Below are 16,567 nucleotides of genomic sequence, written 5' to 3' on the forward strand. Positions count from 1 at the left end.
AAGAAATACAACAAAAATCACTTGAAAGAAAAAACAAAGAAAGAAGCATGAAGATTAAACTTAACCTGAAAACAAATAATCCATTTTAGACAACCAAGCACGTCTAAATACTAAAATTTTTAAAATATAACGCTAACAATTAATAATAGCAAAAAATACATATCTAAATTTTATATAATACCGCTAAGTTTTCCTTATTACTAATAACTTAATAAGAAAAAAAGCAAGCGCTTTATTGTAGAAAAATAAAACCGCTGGCTGAACAGAAAGCCCGGAAGCTTTTATCATGAGAAAATAAGAAGTATCTAATGTGACTTTTGCTATTCTTAACCCTATCTAAAATGTCAGATACCTAAAATGACTACCTCAATCACCAAGTTTTTTTTGTTAGTACTGATATATTTTGCCTTGATTAATGCACATGCTCACTGTACCGGAGAAAGCTGCCCAGGATGCCAGGAGTGCCGTTCCACAGTTGAGCAAAATATGTCTGAAGAGGAAAACACGTGTGGCGTATGCAAGCTTTCTTTTACGTGTACCGCTGTTGAGCCTTTTTGCTGCAAACAACCTTTGCATAAAGAGTGTGCTCAGGGTGCTCAGAATAGTACAAATAAGTGCCCCAACTGCCTGGCTAACTGGGGGCCGGTTATGGTTTGTGAAGAAGATACCTGTAAAGAACAACTTATTACACTCGAGGAAAGTAATGCAGAAGCCCATATCAATAATCAGCATCATCGTTTAGCCCATGTAATATGCGGAGAAACTGAAGTTTGGAGCTGGGATTCAACATTTGAGCAGTATTCTCTAGTTAGCTGCGGATTATGTGAAATGACACTGCCAAGACATACAACAATTATTGACTATGAGATACATATAGCGGAGGCTCATTCCGACGCTGATTTAGGCATTAGATATGCATGCCATCAATGTGTTAATCCAAATGCCCGGGGATTAACATTTGAGCAGCTTATATTACACCTTAAAAATAAATACCCTAACAGTGATCGAAAATCCCTTACAAGAATGGCCAGAGAAAATGCTCTATGGTACTGTCTAACCTGTAAAAAAAGCACTAAAGCAAAAAGTCAAACACCTTACCAAGTACAAAAACATATTGTAAAAAACAAACATACCAACATGGATTTCAAATTTTTATTTTCTTGCAATTTTGAACATTGTAGAAATAGTAATATTGCAAGCAATCAAAGTATTTCTAATATAGAAGAGCACATTCAAATATCACACAGTGCCTTCACTTGTGGTTTATGTGATCCATTTCCCGTAGGTGAATTTTCCCAAAGCATTCAAGTATTTTATCATCATTTTCTGTTACATCATATCAAATGGGTCTGCCCAATCGGTCACTGCGAACATTTCCCGGATAAAGAAGATGCCATCTCGCATATTAATAATGAACATGAAAAAGAACTATTTATAGATCTGGAAAAATGTAAGTATTGCCCAGCGTTATTAAATAAAGCAAATCCAGAAACTGTTGGTAATCATGAACATAAGTGCCCTGGCGTACAATAATGATCTATACCCTGCATAGATTAGAAATAGACTTTAAGTACCTTTTATTAGGACACTTAAGGATGGACTTGAAGGGCGGACAAGATGCCCGTAAAATGTTATCAGCTTGTAAAGAATTGATAAATGACAGCCACCGCAGCGACGAACTAAAAAGCAAACTTATGCATACTTATACCCATAATATTTGTGTTGTAGAGTAATGTGTATTATGCATCAACATGAGATCCTGCTATTTCTCCTAAAAACTGGCATTCTGCTTTATTTGGAGCCTCATTAACAAGCTCGATCCGCTCTGATCCCGGAGCCGTCTTCGTTGCTGAACAGGCTGTCAGCATACCCATGGAAAGACCGGCAAAAATATACTTCATATTGAACATTTTTCATCTCTTTTGAATATACTTAAATATAGTGCCAGATCAAGCACAAACTTTCAGGATTGTTTGTATATTTTTTCTTACTGTTTGAATATCACCTTCAATGTTTGCCCCTATGACATCGGAACGACTGATTTTTTGACAAAGTTCAATATAACCACTACTTAGCCTATTAAGCTTTTCAGCGATAGCTCGAAATTTACACTGATCATTTGCAGGATCAACTGTCTTTGACTCAAGAAGCTTTTGATATATGTCATTGAGCTTGTCCAACTCGTCACACAGATCCACACTCATCGAAGTCACTTGCCTTCGAAAATCTTTATCAACAGTACCATCTCCGGAATGGTTCAAAATATAATCCACTGACTTTCTGATTTTTTCTAACCCCTTAACGCCTTCAACAATAAACTCTTTAACTTTACTCACTTCAAGAGGAGGTAAAGGTGGTTCACTTCTATATAGGTTTTTTATTTTTTGTCCGGCATAAGATATAGCACACTTAGCACCTTTGTAAGCTGTCGAGGTCACAGCTGCTGCAACACCAAATAGCGCGATGTTTGCACTGAGTTCATTGGCCGGGTTTTCCTGAATGCCATTAAGTCTTTCTTGCCCCCATATTTGCAATCTTGCCCCAATCGAATCCGCCTCACCATAAGGCTTTCCTGCCAGGAGCATATACGTATTTTGGATACCACTATTTTTCGCCAATTGTTCATCAGTGAACTGGCTGAGCCAATGACCTTGCTGCCCCGCCCATTGATATACATCCTGGGCAAATCCAGCACAATTATGCTTTATTGGACTATAGAGGCACTCTTCATCACCCTCTTTACACTTAGATTTATAATCTTTCACCTCCCTTTCCACATTTCTTGCCTGCTCTTCTGTCAAATCAATACTCAGGGTTGGCCACCCCCCTTTAACAGCTTCATCCAGATAGCTTTCCTGCTCAATGGCACCCTTTCCACCCATTGTTGCAGCCATAATTCCACTGGGATAGAAGCCTAAAGATTCTTTTCTTCCTCCATTTTCATGCAGTTCTACTGTTGCATGCCCATCATACCAATACATTTTAAGCTGATTAGATATGACATTAAGCTGTTTAGTACCTGAAGACCGAATAGAAGGCAATTTAGAATTTTTTTTATGGACTTGCGTTATAGTCCGAACGTGAGAGAATGAGTCCAAAAATGTATCTGTATAGGAATCATTACCAATAATCGCTTTACCTTTAGCCGTTAAAACAACATTTTTTCCATGATAAATTCCACCACTGCTTGCGCTAGTCTTCTCACCTTCATTAGAGGGGATATTTTGCAGATTTAAGCCAGATGAGGGTCTATTTGATTCTATTGGCATCAATTAATATCCTTATAATCATATCTCTAAGTGTAGACTCCAAAGTTCCAAACCCATTATTTCAACTATAGTAATTGAACAAAATTTAAACCCAGCCTGGCTCTGTCTACCTTCATAAGGTTCTGCTGGCAGTGTCAAAGAATGTGATGGACTTTCAGAATGCAATCAAAAAAACCATTTCTATTCCTCTCCTGTCTGTTATCCCTTGCCCTACTGGTTCCCGGCATTACCCTGCCTTTCATCAGCCTTCAGGCTGATATGAATCGCCAGGCAGTTGTTAATGAAGGAAAAAAACTGATTAATGAACAACAGTTACATCCGGCTATGGCCTCTATGGCTAACCAGTTTCTTGATGGAATGAAAGTGCAGGGAAAAACCCGGTTATATGATAAAACACGCTCTATTCTGAGTACCGCAACCGTTCTATGGCAGACAGGCTACCTCCTGGTAGCCCTGATGATTATTGCTTTCAGCGTCATTATCCCTGCTCTCAAATTATTACTGCTAATAGCCGCCTTAATCGCCAGAAAGCCAGAACCACTGATTGACTTGAACGGCATACTGAGTAAGTGGTCCATGGCTGATGTCTTTGCTATGGGCATTATTATTGCGTGCCTGGCAGCCAACGGCACTTCATCACAAAAAGCCTTGCTTAATTTCAATGCCGAATTACATTCAGGCTTTTACTGGTTTGTGGCATACAGCCTGTTCTCAATTGCCTCCGGCCAGCTTCTGAGCCGCTTTAATGCTTCATCTCTTCAACCTGGAGTTCCAGAGCGTCCACAGAAATCTTGATCTCTGTCAGGCAGATCAAGAGGGATAGCAGGAAAAAGGCAAGGCACAAACCAAAGATCAGGAATGCCCACCACTGCTGACCAAGGTGTAGCAAAAACATATCTACAACACAAAGGATAAAACTCATAATGCCTGCCCCCTGCATATGCTTGATCAGTTTCATCCGCCTGCCGAGGTTTTCCAGCTGCTTTTTAATCACCTGGTTGCCAGGGTCCTTGATGTAATCACCATGCAGGGTACGGATCAATGAGGCCAGGGCCAGAAATTTATTGGTATAGGATAGAAATAACAAGGAGATGGCCGGGAAAAGCAACGCCGGCGTGGTTAACGTCAGTTCCATAATACGTACAGGCAGAAAATACCTGATTATAGTCCCCTCCTTTATAGAGAGACATCAGTAAACCTACCGGAGACTCTGATTTCCGCCTTTTTTCTCAAAGAGTTCTATCTGCCTGGGTTCCTTATCCTCCTCATTCCTGAATCGAACCCCTATCCCCAGCAGACGGACGGGCTTCTCCCCCCTTTCCCAGGCCTGGATAAACAGCTGCCTGAAGCGTTCTATATCCGCCAGCCCTTTCTGATCTGTCACTTCCTCCAGGGTTGTCTGGGTAAAATCCGCAAACTTTACCTTCACAAACCGTTTATTAACAATGTAGCGCCCTTTTAATGGTTGGTATCGCTCCTCCAACTCCTTAAGCAACTGCCCAACCTGTTCAAGCACCGCTGCACTATCGGGCAAGTCCTCTCTATAGGTATGCTCTAATGACAACGACTTTCTACGCCGACTGCTTTCCACAGGGCGATTATCAATTCCCCGGGCTCGCTCCCAAAGGCTATGACCAAAACTGCCAAACCACCGACTGAGCTCTATTTTGCTGTACTGCTGTAATGTCCCACAGGTTTCCACCCCTTTTTTATGAAGTTTGGCCGCCGTGACCTTGCCGACCCCGGGAATTTTGGCAACAGGTAATTCAAAAATAAAACGGTCAACCTGATCCGGGGTAATCACATAGAGACCATCCGGCTTTTGCCAGTCACTGGCAATTTTTGCCAGAAACTTATTCGGAGCCACACCCGCGGAAACCGTCACTCCAATTTTTTTGAAGATCCGGTGTCTCAACTCTTTTGCTATTAATGTGGCACTACCAGAACACTGTTTACTATCAGAAACATTCAGATAAGCCTCATCCAGGGAAAGCGGTTCAACCTGCTCCGTATATTCATAAAAAATATCGTGAGCTTCTTTTGAAATATCTTTATAAACAGAAAAACGAGGTGGAATAATAAGCAAGTCAGGACATAATCTTTTTGCATAGCCTGATGCCATTGCCGAATGTACCCCGAAGCGACGAGCCTCATAGCTACAGGTAGCAATAACCCCACGTTTTTCAGGGGTACCCCCAACAGCAATTGGCCGCCCTGACAACCCTGGATTATCACGTATTTCAATTGCAGCAAAAAACGCGTCAAAATCGATATGAATGATTTTTCGTTGAAGTTTCACACCATTATCAGCCATTCCTGAGAAACGTTCCAAAGACACAGACTCATGTTGATTAACGTTAAAATACCCGCCGTAAAAAATAAGGCACTGATCCATGCGTGTTACACTTTATAATACTCCGGTAGTCAGCCACCTTTTAGTTTTGCTGGCAAAAATTTTCCTTCATCTCACAGGTTGGAAAGTCAATGGCCCCCCTCCAAGAGTTGCCCGATATATTATCATTGGAGCGCCTCACACGAGCCGCTGGGACTTTATCTTTGGCATCGCTATTGCGTTAAAATGCAAGATCCGGTGCCACTGGCTCGGGTCATCAGCACTTTTTTGGGGTCCCTTTGGTATCGTTCTGCGATGGCTGGGAGGCATTCCCGTCAACAGAAAACGCAAAAACAGCCTGGTTAACCAAACTGTATGTGCCTATAAACAGCACCATCAGCTCGGTATTGTTATTTGTCCTGAGGGTGGAATGAACAAAGGTGAGCGCTGGCACACCGGCTTTTATCATATCGCCAGGAATGCTGAAATTCCTATTATTCCAGGTTATCTGGATTTTAATACCAAGACCGGGGGATTTGGTTCCGCTATTAAACCATCCTGCAATATGTCTAAAGATATGGCTGAAATCGAAGCATTCTATGCCAATATCTATGGAAAATTTCCCGAGAGCTTCAGCCCGGTTAATTCCAATGCCATTTCCTCATCTGGCTGATTGACCTGCCACCACAAAAGTGGCAATCTCAGGATATGGCTAAAACAATAATCATAGCAGACGACCACCCCCTATTTCGCACAGCAATGCAAGCCGCCCTCGGCCAGGTTTTGGAAAATCCTGCCGTGTATGAAGCCGGCACCATTGCTGAACTGCAAAATATAATGGATCAGGGGCACTCTCCCGACCTGATCCTGCTTGACCTTCATATGCCCGGCGCCCATGGCCTTTCCGGACTGATATTCCTTCGAGGCCAGCACCCTAATATTCCTGTGGCCATTGTTTCTGCTACGGAAGACGCCGGTGTCATCAAACGGGCAATACATCATGGTGCCAGTGGTTTTATTCCCAAGTCACTGCCCATGGAAACCATGAATGAAGCCATAAACACCCTGCTATCCGGTGCCAAATGGCTACCACCAGAATTATCCTCACTGCCAGACGACGAGGTCAAGGCTCCTGATATTGAATCCCGACTGGCTAGCCTGACTCCACAACAGTTCCGGGTTCTGGGCATGATCAGCGAAGGGTTATTGAATAAGCAAATTGCTTTTGAGCTTGAAGTTTCCGAAGCCACCATAAAGGCCCATGTCACGGCTATTTTCAAAAAGCTCGGCGTACGCAGCCGAACCCAGGCCGTAATTGCTATACAGGAGCTGGAAATCGAACCTCCCTCTTCTGAAACCAACTCTGGAAATACTGAAGGCCCGCAATAAAAGCTCAATAAACCCTTAATACCCATAACACACCTGCATAAACTGAAACCTCCGCATGCACTCCCGGCAGGATGCCGGTAATCTGATGTATACCCGTTCAGATAGTAAGACGTGTTACACCAACGGTGTACTCCCCAGCCACAAGAGGGTGTCGCAAAAGGTGTTTTGATTCACCACAGCACCCGGTTTTTCACGCTGAACTAAGTTTCGCGACACCCTCACAAGCTGCAAAAAATTACAATTCACCTTATTCCTTTCCCTTGAAGAATTCTCACGCTTTATTGAGAATACCCACCTGTAACAAATGATTAGGGGCTGTTGACGTTTGATCATGAGCTCAGTGGCTCGTAAAGCGGTTTTCCCCAAGGAGGACTGGTGCAGGCATAGTTGTTCTACGTCAAGCCAGTCCAACGCAGTCGGAAAGCCGCTTTACGAGCCACCCGAAGGGCCAAAACCAGCGATTCCGTGCCGTCGTTGCAGTAGCTTGAAAGACGTGAGTACGTGTGACCTTTAGGTTATTCCTGCGCTACTGCGTCTAGTCACGAAACCGCTGGTTTTGGCTGAGCACACGAGCAAACGTCAACAGCCCCTAGTTTCTAGCGTTTTTTTATGGGCGGCAGTTTTGCTCAAACGTTAGGACGGTGCCGATGATGCAGGCAAAACGTTTGTTAACTATAAAGAATAAAAATCAGAAAGGAATTACCATGACCGAAGCCACCCTTTATCCGGTAAAGCCAGAGGTTAAGGAAAAAGCCCTGATTGATAATGACCAGTACCTGGATATGTATCAGGAATCCATTATCAACCCCGAAGGTTTTTGGCGGAAACACGGTCAACGGATAGACTGGTTTCAGCCTTATAATAAAGTTCGCAAGGTCTCCTTTGACGAACACCATGTCAATATTAAATGGTTCTATGACGGAACCACCAATGCTTCCTACAATTGTCTTGACCGCCACCTTGAAGACAAAGGTGACCAGGTTGCCATTATCTGGGAACCTGATGATGACAATCAGCCCGGCCAAAAAGTCACTTATAACGAACTCCATGAAAAAGTATCCCGGTTTGCCAATGCGTTGAAAAGCCAGGGTGTCAGGCAAGGTGACGTGGTTGCCATCTATATGCCCATGGTGGTTGAAGCAGCGGTTGCCATGCTGGCCTGTAGCCGGATCGGTGCCATTCATTCAGTGGTTTTTGGTGGTTTTTCCCCCGAAGCACTGGCCGGACGAATTATTGACTCCAGCGCTAAAGTGGTAGTCACTGCCGATGAAGGGGTTAGAGGAGGAAAGAAAATCCCATTAAAAGAAAATGTGGATGAGGCCCTTACCCACCCTGAGACCCGATCCGTTGAGAAAGTCATTGTTTTCAAGCACACCCATGCGGATATTCCCTGGCATCACCACCGGGATGTCTGCTGGCAGGATCTTGCCCGGCTAGCCTCACCCCATTGCGAGCCCCGTGAACTCAATGCTGAAGACCCGCTTTTTATTCTGTACACATCTGGCTCAACAGGAAAACCCAAAGGCGTTCTGCATACCACAGGTGGCTATCTGGTTTACGCCTCAATGACCTTTGAATATGTGTTTGATTACAAGGATAACGAAGTCTTCTGGTGTAATGCCGATGTGGGCTGGGTCACCGGGCATTCCTATGTGGTTTACGGCCCCCTGCTTAATGGTGCCACCATTGTCATGCATGAAGGCCTGCCCAATTATCCGGAAACCAACCGACTCAGTTCCGTTATTGATAAACACCAGGTCAATATCCTTTATACAGCACCAACGGCTATACGCTCCCTGATGGCCCAAGGCAATAAAGCTGTAGAGAACACCCATCGAAGTAGCTTAAGGTTACTGGGAAGTGTCGGTGAGCCCATTAACCCTGAAGCCTGGAACTGGTATTACAACACCATTGGGGAATCCCGGTGCCCCATCGTTGACACCTGGTGGCAGACAGAAACGGGTGGCATTATGATCACCCCGTTTCCCGGAGCCACTGAACTCAAACCGGGCTCAGCCACTCGACCTTTCTTTGGCGTTCAGCCTGCACTGGTAGATAATATGGGGCGTATTGTGGATGGACCTGCCGAGGGCAACCTGGTCATCATTGATAGCTGGCCCGGGCAGGCGCGCACTGTCTATAACGATCATGAACGGTTTATCCAAACCTATTTTTCCACATTTAAGGGCCTTTATTGTACCGGCGATGGAGCCCGTCGTGACAGTGACGGGTTTTACTGGATTACCGGACGTGTCGATGATGTGTTGAATGTTTCCGGCCATCGAATGGGAACCGCCGAGATAGAGTCTGCCATGGTCGCTCATATGCAGGTGGCCGAAGCGGCTGTGGTTGGTTTTCCTCACCACATAAAGGGTCAGGGTATTTATGTTTATGTCACGCTGAACAGCGACTCAGTTTATTCAGAAGAGCTTAAGGATGAATTAAGGAACTGGGTTAGAAAAGAGATTGGCCCCATTGCCACCCCTGATATTATCCAGTGGGCTCCCGGCCTTCCCAAAACCCGTTCCGGAAAAATAATGCGGCGGATCTTACGAAAGATCGCAACAGGGGAAAATGACAACCTGGGCGATATTTCTACCCTGGCTGATCCTGATGTTGTTGATCACTTGATTAAAAACAGGGCATTAACCAGCTAAAGGCTTTTGAAGGGCTTGATGGTTTTACTGTATAAACGTCAACGCCCTTTTATAGCAGTGGACAGTGAGCAGTGATTATAGTTTTTTAGCTTTGTCTGCGGTGGGAAACGGAGTATTTAACAAATTAGTCTTATCTATCTATTGCCATTTGTTTATTGACATTACAAATAACAAACCTATAATGCAGCCTCATTCGAGACAGAGCCAAGCCATCTCACATTGATTAAGCAGCGTGAGATTAGCGGGGTACTGTCCAAAAAGATTTGTCGCGGGATGGAGCAGTCTGGTAGCTCGTCGGGCTCATAACCCGAAGGTCGTTGGTTCAAATCCGGCTCCCGCAACCAGTTTTAATGCAATAGATAAGTCAGACAGTTATCTATTGTCAGCAAGAGAGTTTCTGTCGCGGGATGGAGCAGTCTGGTAGCTCGTCGGGCTCATAACCCGAAGGTCGTTGGTTCAAATCCGGCTCCCGCAACCAGTTTTAGCGCAATAGATAAGTCAGACAGTTATCTATTGTCAGCAAGAGAGTTTCTGTCGCGGGATGGAGCAGTCTGGTAGCTCGTCGGGCTCATAACCCGAAGGTCGTTGGTTCAAATCCAGCTCCCGCAACCAGTTTTAGCGCAATAGATAAGTCAGACAGTTATCTATTGTCAGCAAGAGAGTTTCTGTCGCGGGATGGAGCAGTCTGGTAGCTCGTCGGGCTCATAACCCGAAGGTCGTTGGTTCAAATCCAGCTCCCGCAACCAGTTTTAGCGCAATAGATAAGTCAGACAGTTATCTATTGTCAGCAAGAGAGTTTCTGTCGCGGGATGGAGCAGTCTGGTAGCTCGTCGGGCTCATAACCCGAAGGTCGTTGGTTCAAATCCAGCTCCCGCAACCACTAATATAAACCGGCTAGCAAGCCGGTTTTTTTTTGTCTTGAAAGCACGAATGCAACCAACCATTACCCCTTGCACAAAAAAGAGAGCGCTGGTCGTCGAAGGTGGCGGTATGCGCGGCGTGTTCACAGCAGGCGTGCTCGATGCCTTCCATGACAAAAGATTCCGTCATTTCGATGCCTATTATGGCGTTTCCGCTGGTGCACTCAATCTGACTTCATTTATCTCCGGTCAACGGGGAAGAAATCTTGAGATATATACAGGTCTTTGCCAGAACCCGAAATTTATTAGCCTCTCACGTTTTTTGAGAGGTGGTCATTTATTCGACCTTGATTTTTTCTTTGAAAAGATTAATCGCCAACACTCCCTTGATTACAGACGGTTTAAACAAGGGCTGGCCTCAAGGGCTTTTTATACGGTAACCACCTGCACAGATACAGGCGTACCCACATACCTTGATATTTCAGAAGATACCCGGCAGGAAACACTAACGACAGTTCTCAAAGCAAGCAGTGCCCTGCCAATGATTTACCGGAATGCCATTAAGGTAGACAACAAGTATCTCATGGATGGCAGCCTTTCGGATCCATTACCCGTCATGAAGGCTATAGAGGATGGTTACAACGATATTATTATCATCAGAACGCGGCCAGTTAATGAACATAAAAAAGCATCAACCACTGGAAGGCTACTGGCCTGGCAGTACAGAAGCAAGCCCGTTATATCCGAGCTGATTCAACAGCAAGACTCCATCTATAATAACAGCATTGATGATTTGCATGGCTTTAATGAAAAAGAGGGTATAACCATCACTCAGGTAGCCCCACAAAGCCCATTGAGCAGTTCCCGTAACACACGAGACAGAGCCAAGCTTGTGGCTGACTATCATTTGGGCTATACCGAGGGATATGCCCTAACAGAGAAAATGGCAAAATAGAAACCGCTGAAGGCTAATGAATTTAAACCTTATGGCGGCTTTATCATTGGATGAAACTCTCATGTTGACCAGTGGTGAACCCTCTGCATTTCTTATTCTGTATGGGGTTCCAATATTTTAACCATCAGCAAGAATATCGAAAGCTACCCCCAGAGACAAAACCACCATTTTGGTTTTACTGACAAAATACGTCCTGTGAACTTATTGGGAACTTATTGGGAACTTATTGGTCAGAAAAGCAATTAGATAAAAAATTCTGGTTTATTTATGCGTAACATAAAGCTTCTTTTACTTGTTCAATTAGTATTATTTCAATATTTTTCCACCACAGCCAAAGCATTTCCCGTGACAAATGACCCTATTACGATTGTCACTTCCGATAATGTTAACCTAGGCTATAAAGCCTATGTTCAGAACTTAGCTGATTTATTTAGTCATAACTTTAAAGACAGGAAGATAAGAGTCATTTTTGAAGGTTCAGGTGGATCAGTTGGACATGAAAGACCTATCGAGAATAAAGACTTATTTCAATTTTCAAATGATGTTGAGGTATTATGGCTACCTTCTTATTATCACAATCATCATTTTGGCTATTTATGGGAAGATGATTTTAAAAAGGCTCAGCAGTGGATTGACGAATCATCAACAGTAATAATAGGCATCTTCTGGGTGGCAGATAATATACAAATGGGTGAAAGTCTCAAATTGACCGAGCTTCTTCAGCTTGCCAACCGGGGAAAGTAGTAGGCAGCTATTTTTTCAATGCTTAAACAGAAGGCAGCCAATCACAGGTATGATGTTGATAGCACACAACACCTTGCCAGTGAGAGGCCGCCCCATGGAAGTATGTCAGCTACGGACTGAAGCCGCCACCATTTCTTGTGATGCGATTCAACGGTTAGGCCACCAATTGCAGGCTCTGCGAGAGTCTGGCAATCCTATCAGGCACTTTGAAGAGTTTGAGCAGACCGTTAATGCTCTCTTTAATCAAGCTCAGCAAGATTTTTTAGCAGAGGCGCTGGCTGAGCTTGATATTGATACCCCAGCTATTGAGGTCAGCGGGATCACTTATAAGCAGGTGTTGCGCAGTTATAAAACCTACCAGACAGCGGTTGGTTCAGTCCGGGTTATGCGAACACTTTACCGTAACGGCAAAGAGCCGTGTATCGTGCCCATGGAGTTGAAAGCCGGGATCGTGGAAGGCTTCTGGACGCCTCGGGCTGCAAAGCAAGCTGCCTGGGTTGTTGCTCAAATGTCTCCCGGTGAAGCAAAAAGCCTCCTTGATCTCATGGGAGGTATGTCTCCCTCAGAAAGCAGTCTTGCTCGTTTCCCCAGGCAATTTAATACTCAGTGGGAACAGCACCGTGAGCCTTTTGAAGAGATGCTTATTGAGAAACTTAACGTGCCCACCAATGCGGTCACAGTAGCCGCCTCCCTGGATGGCGTTATGCTGCCCATGAAAGATGGCAAACGAGTAGAAAAGCGAGCCAGGAGCGCTTCTGAAGGCAAACGGACTCAAGGGCCAACAGGTTGCAAGGAGGCCAGTTGCGGAACTTTGTCGTTTTACGATCAACAGGGGGAGCGTTTATCAACAGTCCGCATAGGACGAATGCCAGAAACTAAAAAACTCACACTCAAGCAGTCTTTGTCAGCACTATTGCAAGAAGCGTTGCGACAAAAGCCACAGCTGTCACTGGTCAAAGTCGCTGATGGCGCCAAGGACAACTGGTCATACCTTTCCCAGGAACTACCAGCGGGTGTTGAGGTTATTGATTACTACCACGCAGCCGATCACCTGAAGAAAGCATTTGACCAGGCTTATGGAGAAAACAGCATCAAGTCCAAAGAAAAGTTTGTCACTTACCGACACGTCCTAAAAGAGGAACTCGATGGGGTTGAGCGCATTATTAAAGCCCTGGCTTATCAGCATAAAAAGCATCCGCGCCGCTCAAAATTAAAGACCGAGCTGGAGTATTTCAGAAAAAATCGCCAGCGTATGCGCTATGCTGAACACTTGTCGAATAACCTTCCGATCGGCTCTGGTGTGGTAGAGGCAGCCTGTAAAACCTTGGTTACCCAGCGGATGAAGTGCTCAGGTATGCGCTGGCGAAATCCGGGTGGTCAGGGCGTATTGACGCTTCGGTCATTAGTTCAGAGCCACTGGTTTGAAAATGGCTGGAAGTTATTTGCTGCAACTTATTGCGGGAAAGTCACCAAGGCTGCTACAAGCAATGTCATACCATTCCCAGAGAAAGGTGGCAGTGTTTAGTTGTGGTCAATATGAGACTTTCACCCATACAAATCCCCAGAAATAAATGTATAGATGTCGGCGTAATAGAAAGCCCTGTACGCCCTTGCAAATGCAAGGACTCAGTTAAACTGGGTCTTGGTAAAGATCGTGATGGAATATTGATAGCCCCTCACGTTCTAAATAAAGTGAGGAAAGGCAAAGACATGAGAGGGTTTTCAAAGGATTTCAAAGCCGCTTTAGACCAGCACCCAAAACTTGGCGATATTCTTAATCAGTCAAAAAGAAGTGATGGGAAACCTCATTATTATATGGCATATAAGCATACAGAAGATGCATTCGGTGAATTCGTTGCATTAGCGGGTTATATGGAAGAGGATGAACAGGACTTTTGGGTGTTGTCCAATATGGATGAGAGTACAGTGAATCATCCGGTATTTAAAAAATTACTTAGAGAGAATGGTATAGCAAACGTTGTATTTCACACCCAGTCATATGAGGTTAAAAATATATCCCTGGAAGAAAACCCGTCAGGAAAGACAGCCCATCTTGTTCATTTACCACTACTGGTTGACAACCAGTATACCGCCCTTTTTGCCTTATCAGAAGAAGTTGTGGGAGTAACCAGCAATCAAAGCCTTTTCCTGGCCATTACATTAAATAAACTTCCCATCTACTCACCTTTTGCTCCTTTTCAAGAGCGGGTAAATCCTGAGCTTGCAAAATTTGGGCAATCTGTATTTGCCGGTGTTTTTAAAAATGAAATTGACCCTTACCAAAAAGCATTGATAGCAAAACAAAATATCCAACACTTAGCGCGGTGGCGTAAAGACATTATGACCAATAAAGTTGTTAACAGGATCCTTGTTAACAAAACTAAAAATTTTAATCGTGCCGAGGGTTCGGGATACCCTGCCGGCCTTCCTGATAGCAACTGCCGTAACGTCACCGGTGAAAATTTACGGCTGCTGACTCACCCGCCCTTGCAACCGACGCCTGCTACTATCTCTACATTCAGTGCTGCTAGGGATTATTCAACGCCATTTACGCCAGAGCATCAGTTATACCTTCCTTCCCATAGCCATAACATTAGCAGCGCTGCAATGCCCTTCGCTACGGTTATAATAACGGCAATGATTGCTATCTATGTCAAATGGTTCAAGAGACGAGCATAAGCAACGGATAAAACATATGCTCTGCACCCAGCGTGCACTAAAATTCTATCGCATAGCCTGTCATAACAGAAAATCCCATTTAGCGCATAAAGACATAGACCCTCTATACTTCTTGCCAGGAGTTGTTGAAGCTTCCCCATAAAACCGGATCCTGGTGAAAGCACCCTATAACACCTCCCTGAACAAAAAAAACTGGATATTCATCAATTGTGAGGACCGATCATGAGCAAACAGGTTCTTGTCCCCATAGCCGATGGCTGTGAAGAAATCGAAGCTGTTACGATTATCGACACACTGCGACGGGCAGGAGCCCGTGTCACAGTGGCAAGCTGTCAAGCTGATGGCTCAATGGATATTACCGCATCCCGGGGAGTACAGCTGAAAGCAGAGTGTCATATAGAATCATGCGGACAGGCACTGTATCAGCTTATTGCACTGCCCGGCGGAATGCCTGGTGCTGAACACTTAAGGGACTGCCCCCATCTAACTTCACTGCTAAAAGCACAGCAAAAAGCCAATCGCTGGTATGCTGCGATTTGTGCCTCACCAGCAATAGTACTTTCTCACCACGGCTTACTCGACAATGTCAAGGCAACCTGCTATCCGAGCTTTCTTGATGAACTGGAAGGCGCCATGCCCCAACTTGGAGCTTCAGTGGTGGTTGACCAGCACAAACATGTTATTACCGCCCAGGGCCCTGGCAATGCCTTTAGTTTTTCCTTCAAACTGATTGATATGCTATACGGAAAAGATACTTATCGGCCAATCGCCAAACAGCTGATTGCTGATTGGGCTCTTTAGTACCCTCAATGCTAAACCGCGCCCAGTTCGAGAACCGTAATTTTATGGAACTGTGAGGGGCGCGCTTTAGTAATCCCTTCGCTTAATGAGCACGCCTGGAATATCCTGCCTTCAAACAGGCTTGAGTTTAGTGCGACACCAACCTTGTGTCGTACGTTTGGTATACTCCCCTTGGTATCACCTCACCATCTATGACCTCATAACTCATTGAGTCCTTCATAATCACTCTGACTTTAATTTTCTTTATTCATACTTGAACGCAACCCAATAACTATGTGTAAAATACGTATAAGGGTTTACCGAGACAGCAGGGAAGCCTGGAGCAAAATCCTGATCGAGAGGTATGAATATGGAAAGTATATTAGTGATGATTTTCTGCGCCCTGGCCCTGTACTACCTCAGCCGGAGGCAAGACCAGGTAGCTGAATCCCTGATTGGCGAGGAATTTGATCGTTTTGAACGCATTTATAATAGTGTCACCTATTCCTGTCACGATGCTACCGTTGTTAGGAAATCGCTCCACAGCTCAGTGGCATTACCCATAGTTCCTTCACCCAACTACCATGCCAGGGCTCTTTGCCTGACAGAAGAAGGACACTGGTTCTGGTTCGATGCCAGTATCCGCTACATGAAATTAAGCCACACCCGCATTACCCCAACAACCCAGGATGAAGCTCTTGAAGCATTGAAAGATGACCCGGAAATTCTGCAGAGATACTTTCCGAACTTTGGCCAAAAGCCTTCAGCATAATCCGAATATTTCATAAGGCCTCTGATAGCCCATCAAACGACCAAATTAATATCGTTTTATGAAATATCCGGATCACAAAATAAGCCGCCAATTCTGGCGGCTTATTTATTCCCTGTCTGAAAGGCTACCA

Annotated in this window: 15 protein-coding genes and 5 tRNA genes; 16 read left to right on the top strand and 4 right to left on the bottom strand. The window is 44.6% G+C overall.

The window, feature by feature from the left end; translation table 11 throughout:
• Nucleotides 1-357 precede the first annotated feature (357 nt).
• Nucleotides 358-1,533, top strand: coding sequence for a hypothetical protein (locus MJ595_RS19115; protein WP_263079667.1), 1,176 nt, complete (start codon nt 358-360; stop codon nt 1,531-1,533).
• A 206-nt stretch (nt 1,534-1,739) separates the two neighbouring features.
• Here MJ595_RS19115 and MJ595_RS19120 read toward each other — a convergent pair whose 3' ends face one another.
• Nucleotides 1,740-1,901 (bottom strand): DUF4156 domain-containing protein, encoded by a 162-nt coding sequence (locus MJ595_RS19120; RefSeq protein WP_263079668.1) that lies wholly within the window; start codon nt 1,899-1,901, stop codon nt 1,740-1,742.
• A 48-nt stretch (nt 1,902-1,949) separates the two neighbouring features.
• Nucleotides 1,950-3,269, bottom strand: coding sequence for a hypothetical protein (locus MJ595_RS19125; protein ID WP_263079669.1), 1,320 nt, complete (start codon nt 3,267-3,269; stop codon nt 1,950-1,952).
• Between the two features lie 159 nt (nt 3,270-3,428).
• Here MJ595_RS19125 and MJ595_RS19130 point away from each other — a divergent pair, with 159 nt between their 5' ends.
• The gene (locus MJ595_RS19130) at nt 3,429-4,064 is read left to right on the top strand and encodes a paraquat-inducible protein A (protein WP_263079670.1); all 636 of its coding nucleotides are present in this window, start codon (nt 3,429-3,431) and stop codon (nt 4,062-4,064) included.
• Here MJ595_RS19130 and MJ595_RS19135 read toward each other — a convergent pair.
• Both MJ595_RS19135 and dinB read right to left on the bottom strand, forming a co-directional pair.
• On the bottom strand, nt 4,012-4,404 hold the full coding sequence (locus MJ595_RS19135) for a DUF2721 domain-containing protein (RefSeq protein ID WP_263079672.1): 393 nt from the start codon (nt 4,402-4,404) through the stop codon (nt 4,012-4,014). The genes MJ595_RS19130 and MJ595_RS19135 overlap by 53 nt on opposite strands.
• 63 nt (nt 4,405-4,467) lie before the next feature.
• Nucleotides 4,468-5,583: a DNA polymerase IV gene (gene dinB / locus MJ595_RS19140; RefSeq protein WP_263322548.1), complete on the bottom strand. Its 1,116-nt coding sequence runs from the start codon at nt 5,581-5,583 to the stop codon at nt 4,468-4,470.
• 79 nt (nt 5,584-5,662) lie between these two features.
• Between dinB and MJ595_RS19145 the strand changes: the two genes are divergently transcribed.
• From MJ595_RS19145 to MJ595_RS19210, 14 genes are all read left to right on the top strand, one after another.
• On the top strand, nt 5,663-6,274 hold the full coding sequence (locus tag MJ595_RS19145) for a 1-acyl-sn-glycerol-3-phosphate acyltransferase (RefSeq protein ID WP_263079674.1): 612 nt from the start codon (nt 5,663-5,665) through the stop codon (nt 6,272-6,274).
• A 35-nt stretch (nt 6,275-6,309) separates the two neighbouring features.
• Nucleotides 6,310-6,990, top strand: a complete 681-nt coding sequence (locus tag MJ595_RS19150) for a response regulator transcription factor (protein WP_263079675.1) — start codon at nt 6,310-6,312, stop codon at nt 6,988-6,990.
• A 704-nt stretch (nt 6,991-7,694) separates the two neighbouring features.
• Nucleotides 7,695-9,647, top strand: a complete 1,953-nt coding sequence (gene acs / locus MJ595_RS19155) for an acetate--CoA ligase (RefSeq protein ID WP_263079676.1) — start codon at nt 7,695-7,697, stop codon at nt 9,645-9,647.
• A 267-nt stretch (nt 9,648-9,914) separates the two neighbouring features.
• Nucleotides 9,915-9,991, top strand: a tRNA-Met gene (locus MJ595_RS19160).
• Between the two features lie 57 nt (nt 9,992-10,048).
• Nucleotides 10,049-10,125: transfer RNA gene (locus MJ595_RS19165), tRNA-Met, on the top strand.
• A 57-nt stretch (nt 10,126-10,182) separates the two neighbouring features.
• A tRNA-Met gene (locus MJ595_RS19170) sits at nt 10,183-10,259 on the top strand.
• A 57-nt stretch (nt 10,260-10,316) separates the two neighbouring features.
• Nucleotides 10,317-10,393: transfer RNA gene (locus MJ595_RS19175), tRNA-Met, on the top strand.
• Between the two features lie 57 nt (nt 10,394-10,450).
• Nucleotides 10,451-10,527, top strand: a tRNA-Met gene (locus MJ595_RS19180).
• A gap of 50 nt (nt 10,528-10,577) precedes the next feature.
• Complete coding sequence (locus tag MJ595_RS19185) at nt 10,578-11,462, top strand: patatin family protein (protein WP_263079677.1); 885 nt, start codon at nt 10,578-10,580, stop codon at nt 11,460-11,462.
• 267 nt (nt 11,463-11,729) lie between these two features.
• The gene (locus tag MJ595_RS19190) at nt 11,730-12,206 is read left to right on the top strand and encodes a hypothetical protein (RefSeq protein ID WP_263079678.1); all 477 of its coding nucleotides are present in this window, start codon (nt 11,730-11,732) and stop codon (nt 12,204-12,206) included.
• Nucleotides 12,207-12,255: 49 nt separating this feature from the next.
• Complete coding sequence (locus MJ595_RS19195) at nt 12,256-13,731, top strand: hypothetical protein (protein ID WP_263079044.1); 1,476 nt, start codon at nt 12,256-12,258, stop codon at nt 13,729-13,731.
• Nucleotides 13,732-13,733: 2 nt separating this feature from the next.
• Nucleotides 13,734-14,885 carry a hypothetical protein gene (locus tag MJ595_RS19200; protein WP_263079679.1) on the top strand — a complete coding sequence of 384 codons (1,152 nt, stop codon included), beginning with the start codon at nt 13,734-13,736 and terminating at the stop codon, nt 14,883-14,885.
• Between the two features lie 222 nt (nt 14,886-15,107).
• Nucleotides 15,108-15,686 (top strand): DJ-1/PfpI family protein, encoded by a 579-nt coding sequence (locus MJ595_RS19205; protein ID WP_263079680.1) that lies wholly within the window; start codon nt 15,108-15,110, stop codon nt 15,684-15,686.
• Nucleotides 15,687-16,035: 349 nt separating this feature from the next.
• Entirely contained in the window at nt 16,036-16,437 is a 402-nt protein-coding gene (locus tag MJ595_RS19210) for a hypothetical protein (RefSeq protein ID WP_263079681.1), read from the top strand.
• Nucleotides 16,438-16,567 lie beyond the last annotated feature (130 nt).

It is taken from the genome of Endozoicomonas sp. Mp262, assembly GCF_025643335.1.
Taxonomy (GTDB): Bacteria; Pseudomonadota; Gammaproteobacteria; order Pseudomonadales; family Endozoicomonadaceae; genus Endonucleibacter.

What these genes read in the sequence shown, in the direction of transcription:
- MJ595_RS19190 (WP_263079678.1), top strand. Translation starts at nt 11,730, where the DNA reads ATGCGTAACATAAAGCTTCTTTTACTTGTTCAATTAGTATTATTTCAA.
- MJ595_RS19205 (WP_263079680.1), top strand. Translation starts at nt 15,108, where the DNA reads ATGAGCAAACAGGTTCTTGTCCCCATAGCCGATGGCTGTGAAGAAATC.
- MJ595_RS19185 (WP_263079677.1), top strand. Translation starts at nt 10,578, where the DNA reads ATGCAACCAACCATTACCCCTTGCACAAAAAAGAGAGCGCTGGTCGTC.
- MJ595_RS19150 (WP_263079675.1), top strand. Translation starts at nt 6,310, where the DNA reads ATGGCTAAAACAATAATCATAGCAGACGACCACCCCCTATTTCGCACA.
- MJ595_RS19125 (WP_263079669.1), bottom strand. Translation starts at nt 3,269, where the DNA reads ATGCCAATAGAATCAAATAGACCCTCATCTGGCTTAAATCTGCAAAAT.
- MJ595_RS19135 (WP_263079672.1), bottom strand. Translation starts at nt 4,404, where the DNA reads ATGGAACTGACGTTAACCACGCCGGCGTTGCTTTTCCCGGCCATCTCC.
- MJ595_RS19210 (WP_263079681.1), top strand. Translation starts at nt 16,036, where the DNA reads ATGGAAAGTATATTAGTGATGATTTTCTGCGCCCTGGCCCTGTACTAC.
- MJ595_RS19130 (WP_263079670.1), top strand. Translation starts at nt 3,429, where the DNA reads ATGCAATCAAAAAAACCATTTCTATTCCTCTCCTGTCTGTTATCCCTT.
- MJ595_RS19145 (WP_263079674.1), top strand. Translation starts at nt 5,663, where the DNA reads ATGCGTGTTACACTTTATAATACTCCGGTAGTCAGCCACCTTTTAGTT.
- MJ595_RS19195 (WP_263079044.1), top strand. Translation starts at nt 12,256, where the DNA reads ATGATGTTGATAGCACACAACACCTTGCCAGTGAGAGGCCGCCCCATG.
- dinB (WP_263322548.1), bottom strand. Translation starts at nt 5,583, where the DNA reads ATGGCTGATAATGGTGTGAAACTTCAACGAAAAATCATTCATATCGAT.
- acs (WP_263079676.1), top strand. Translation starts at nt 7,695, where the DNA reads ATGACCGAAGCCACCCTTTATCCGGTAAAGCCAGAGGTTAAGGAAAAA.
- MJ595_RS19115 (WP_263079667.1), top strand. Translation starts at nt 358, where the DNA reads ATGACTACCTCAATCACCAAGTTTTTTTTGTTAGTACTGATATATTTT.
- MJ595_RS19120 (WP_263079668.1), bottom strand. Translation starts at nt 1,901, where the DNA reads ATGAAGTATATTTTTGCCGGTCTTTCCATGGGTATGCTGACAGCCTGT.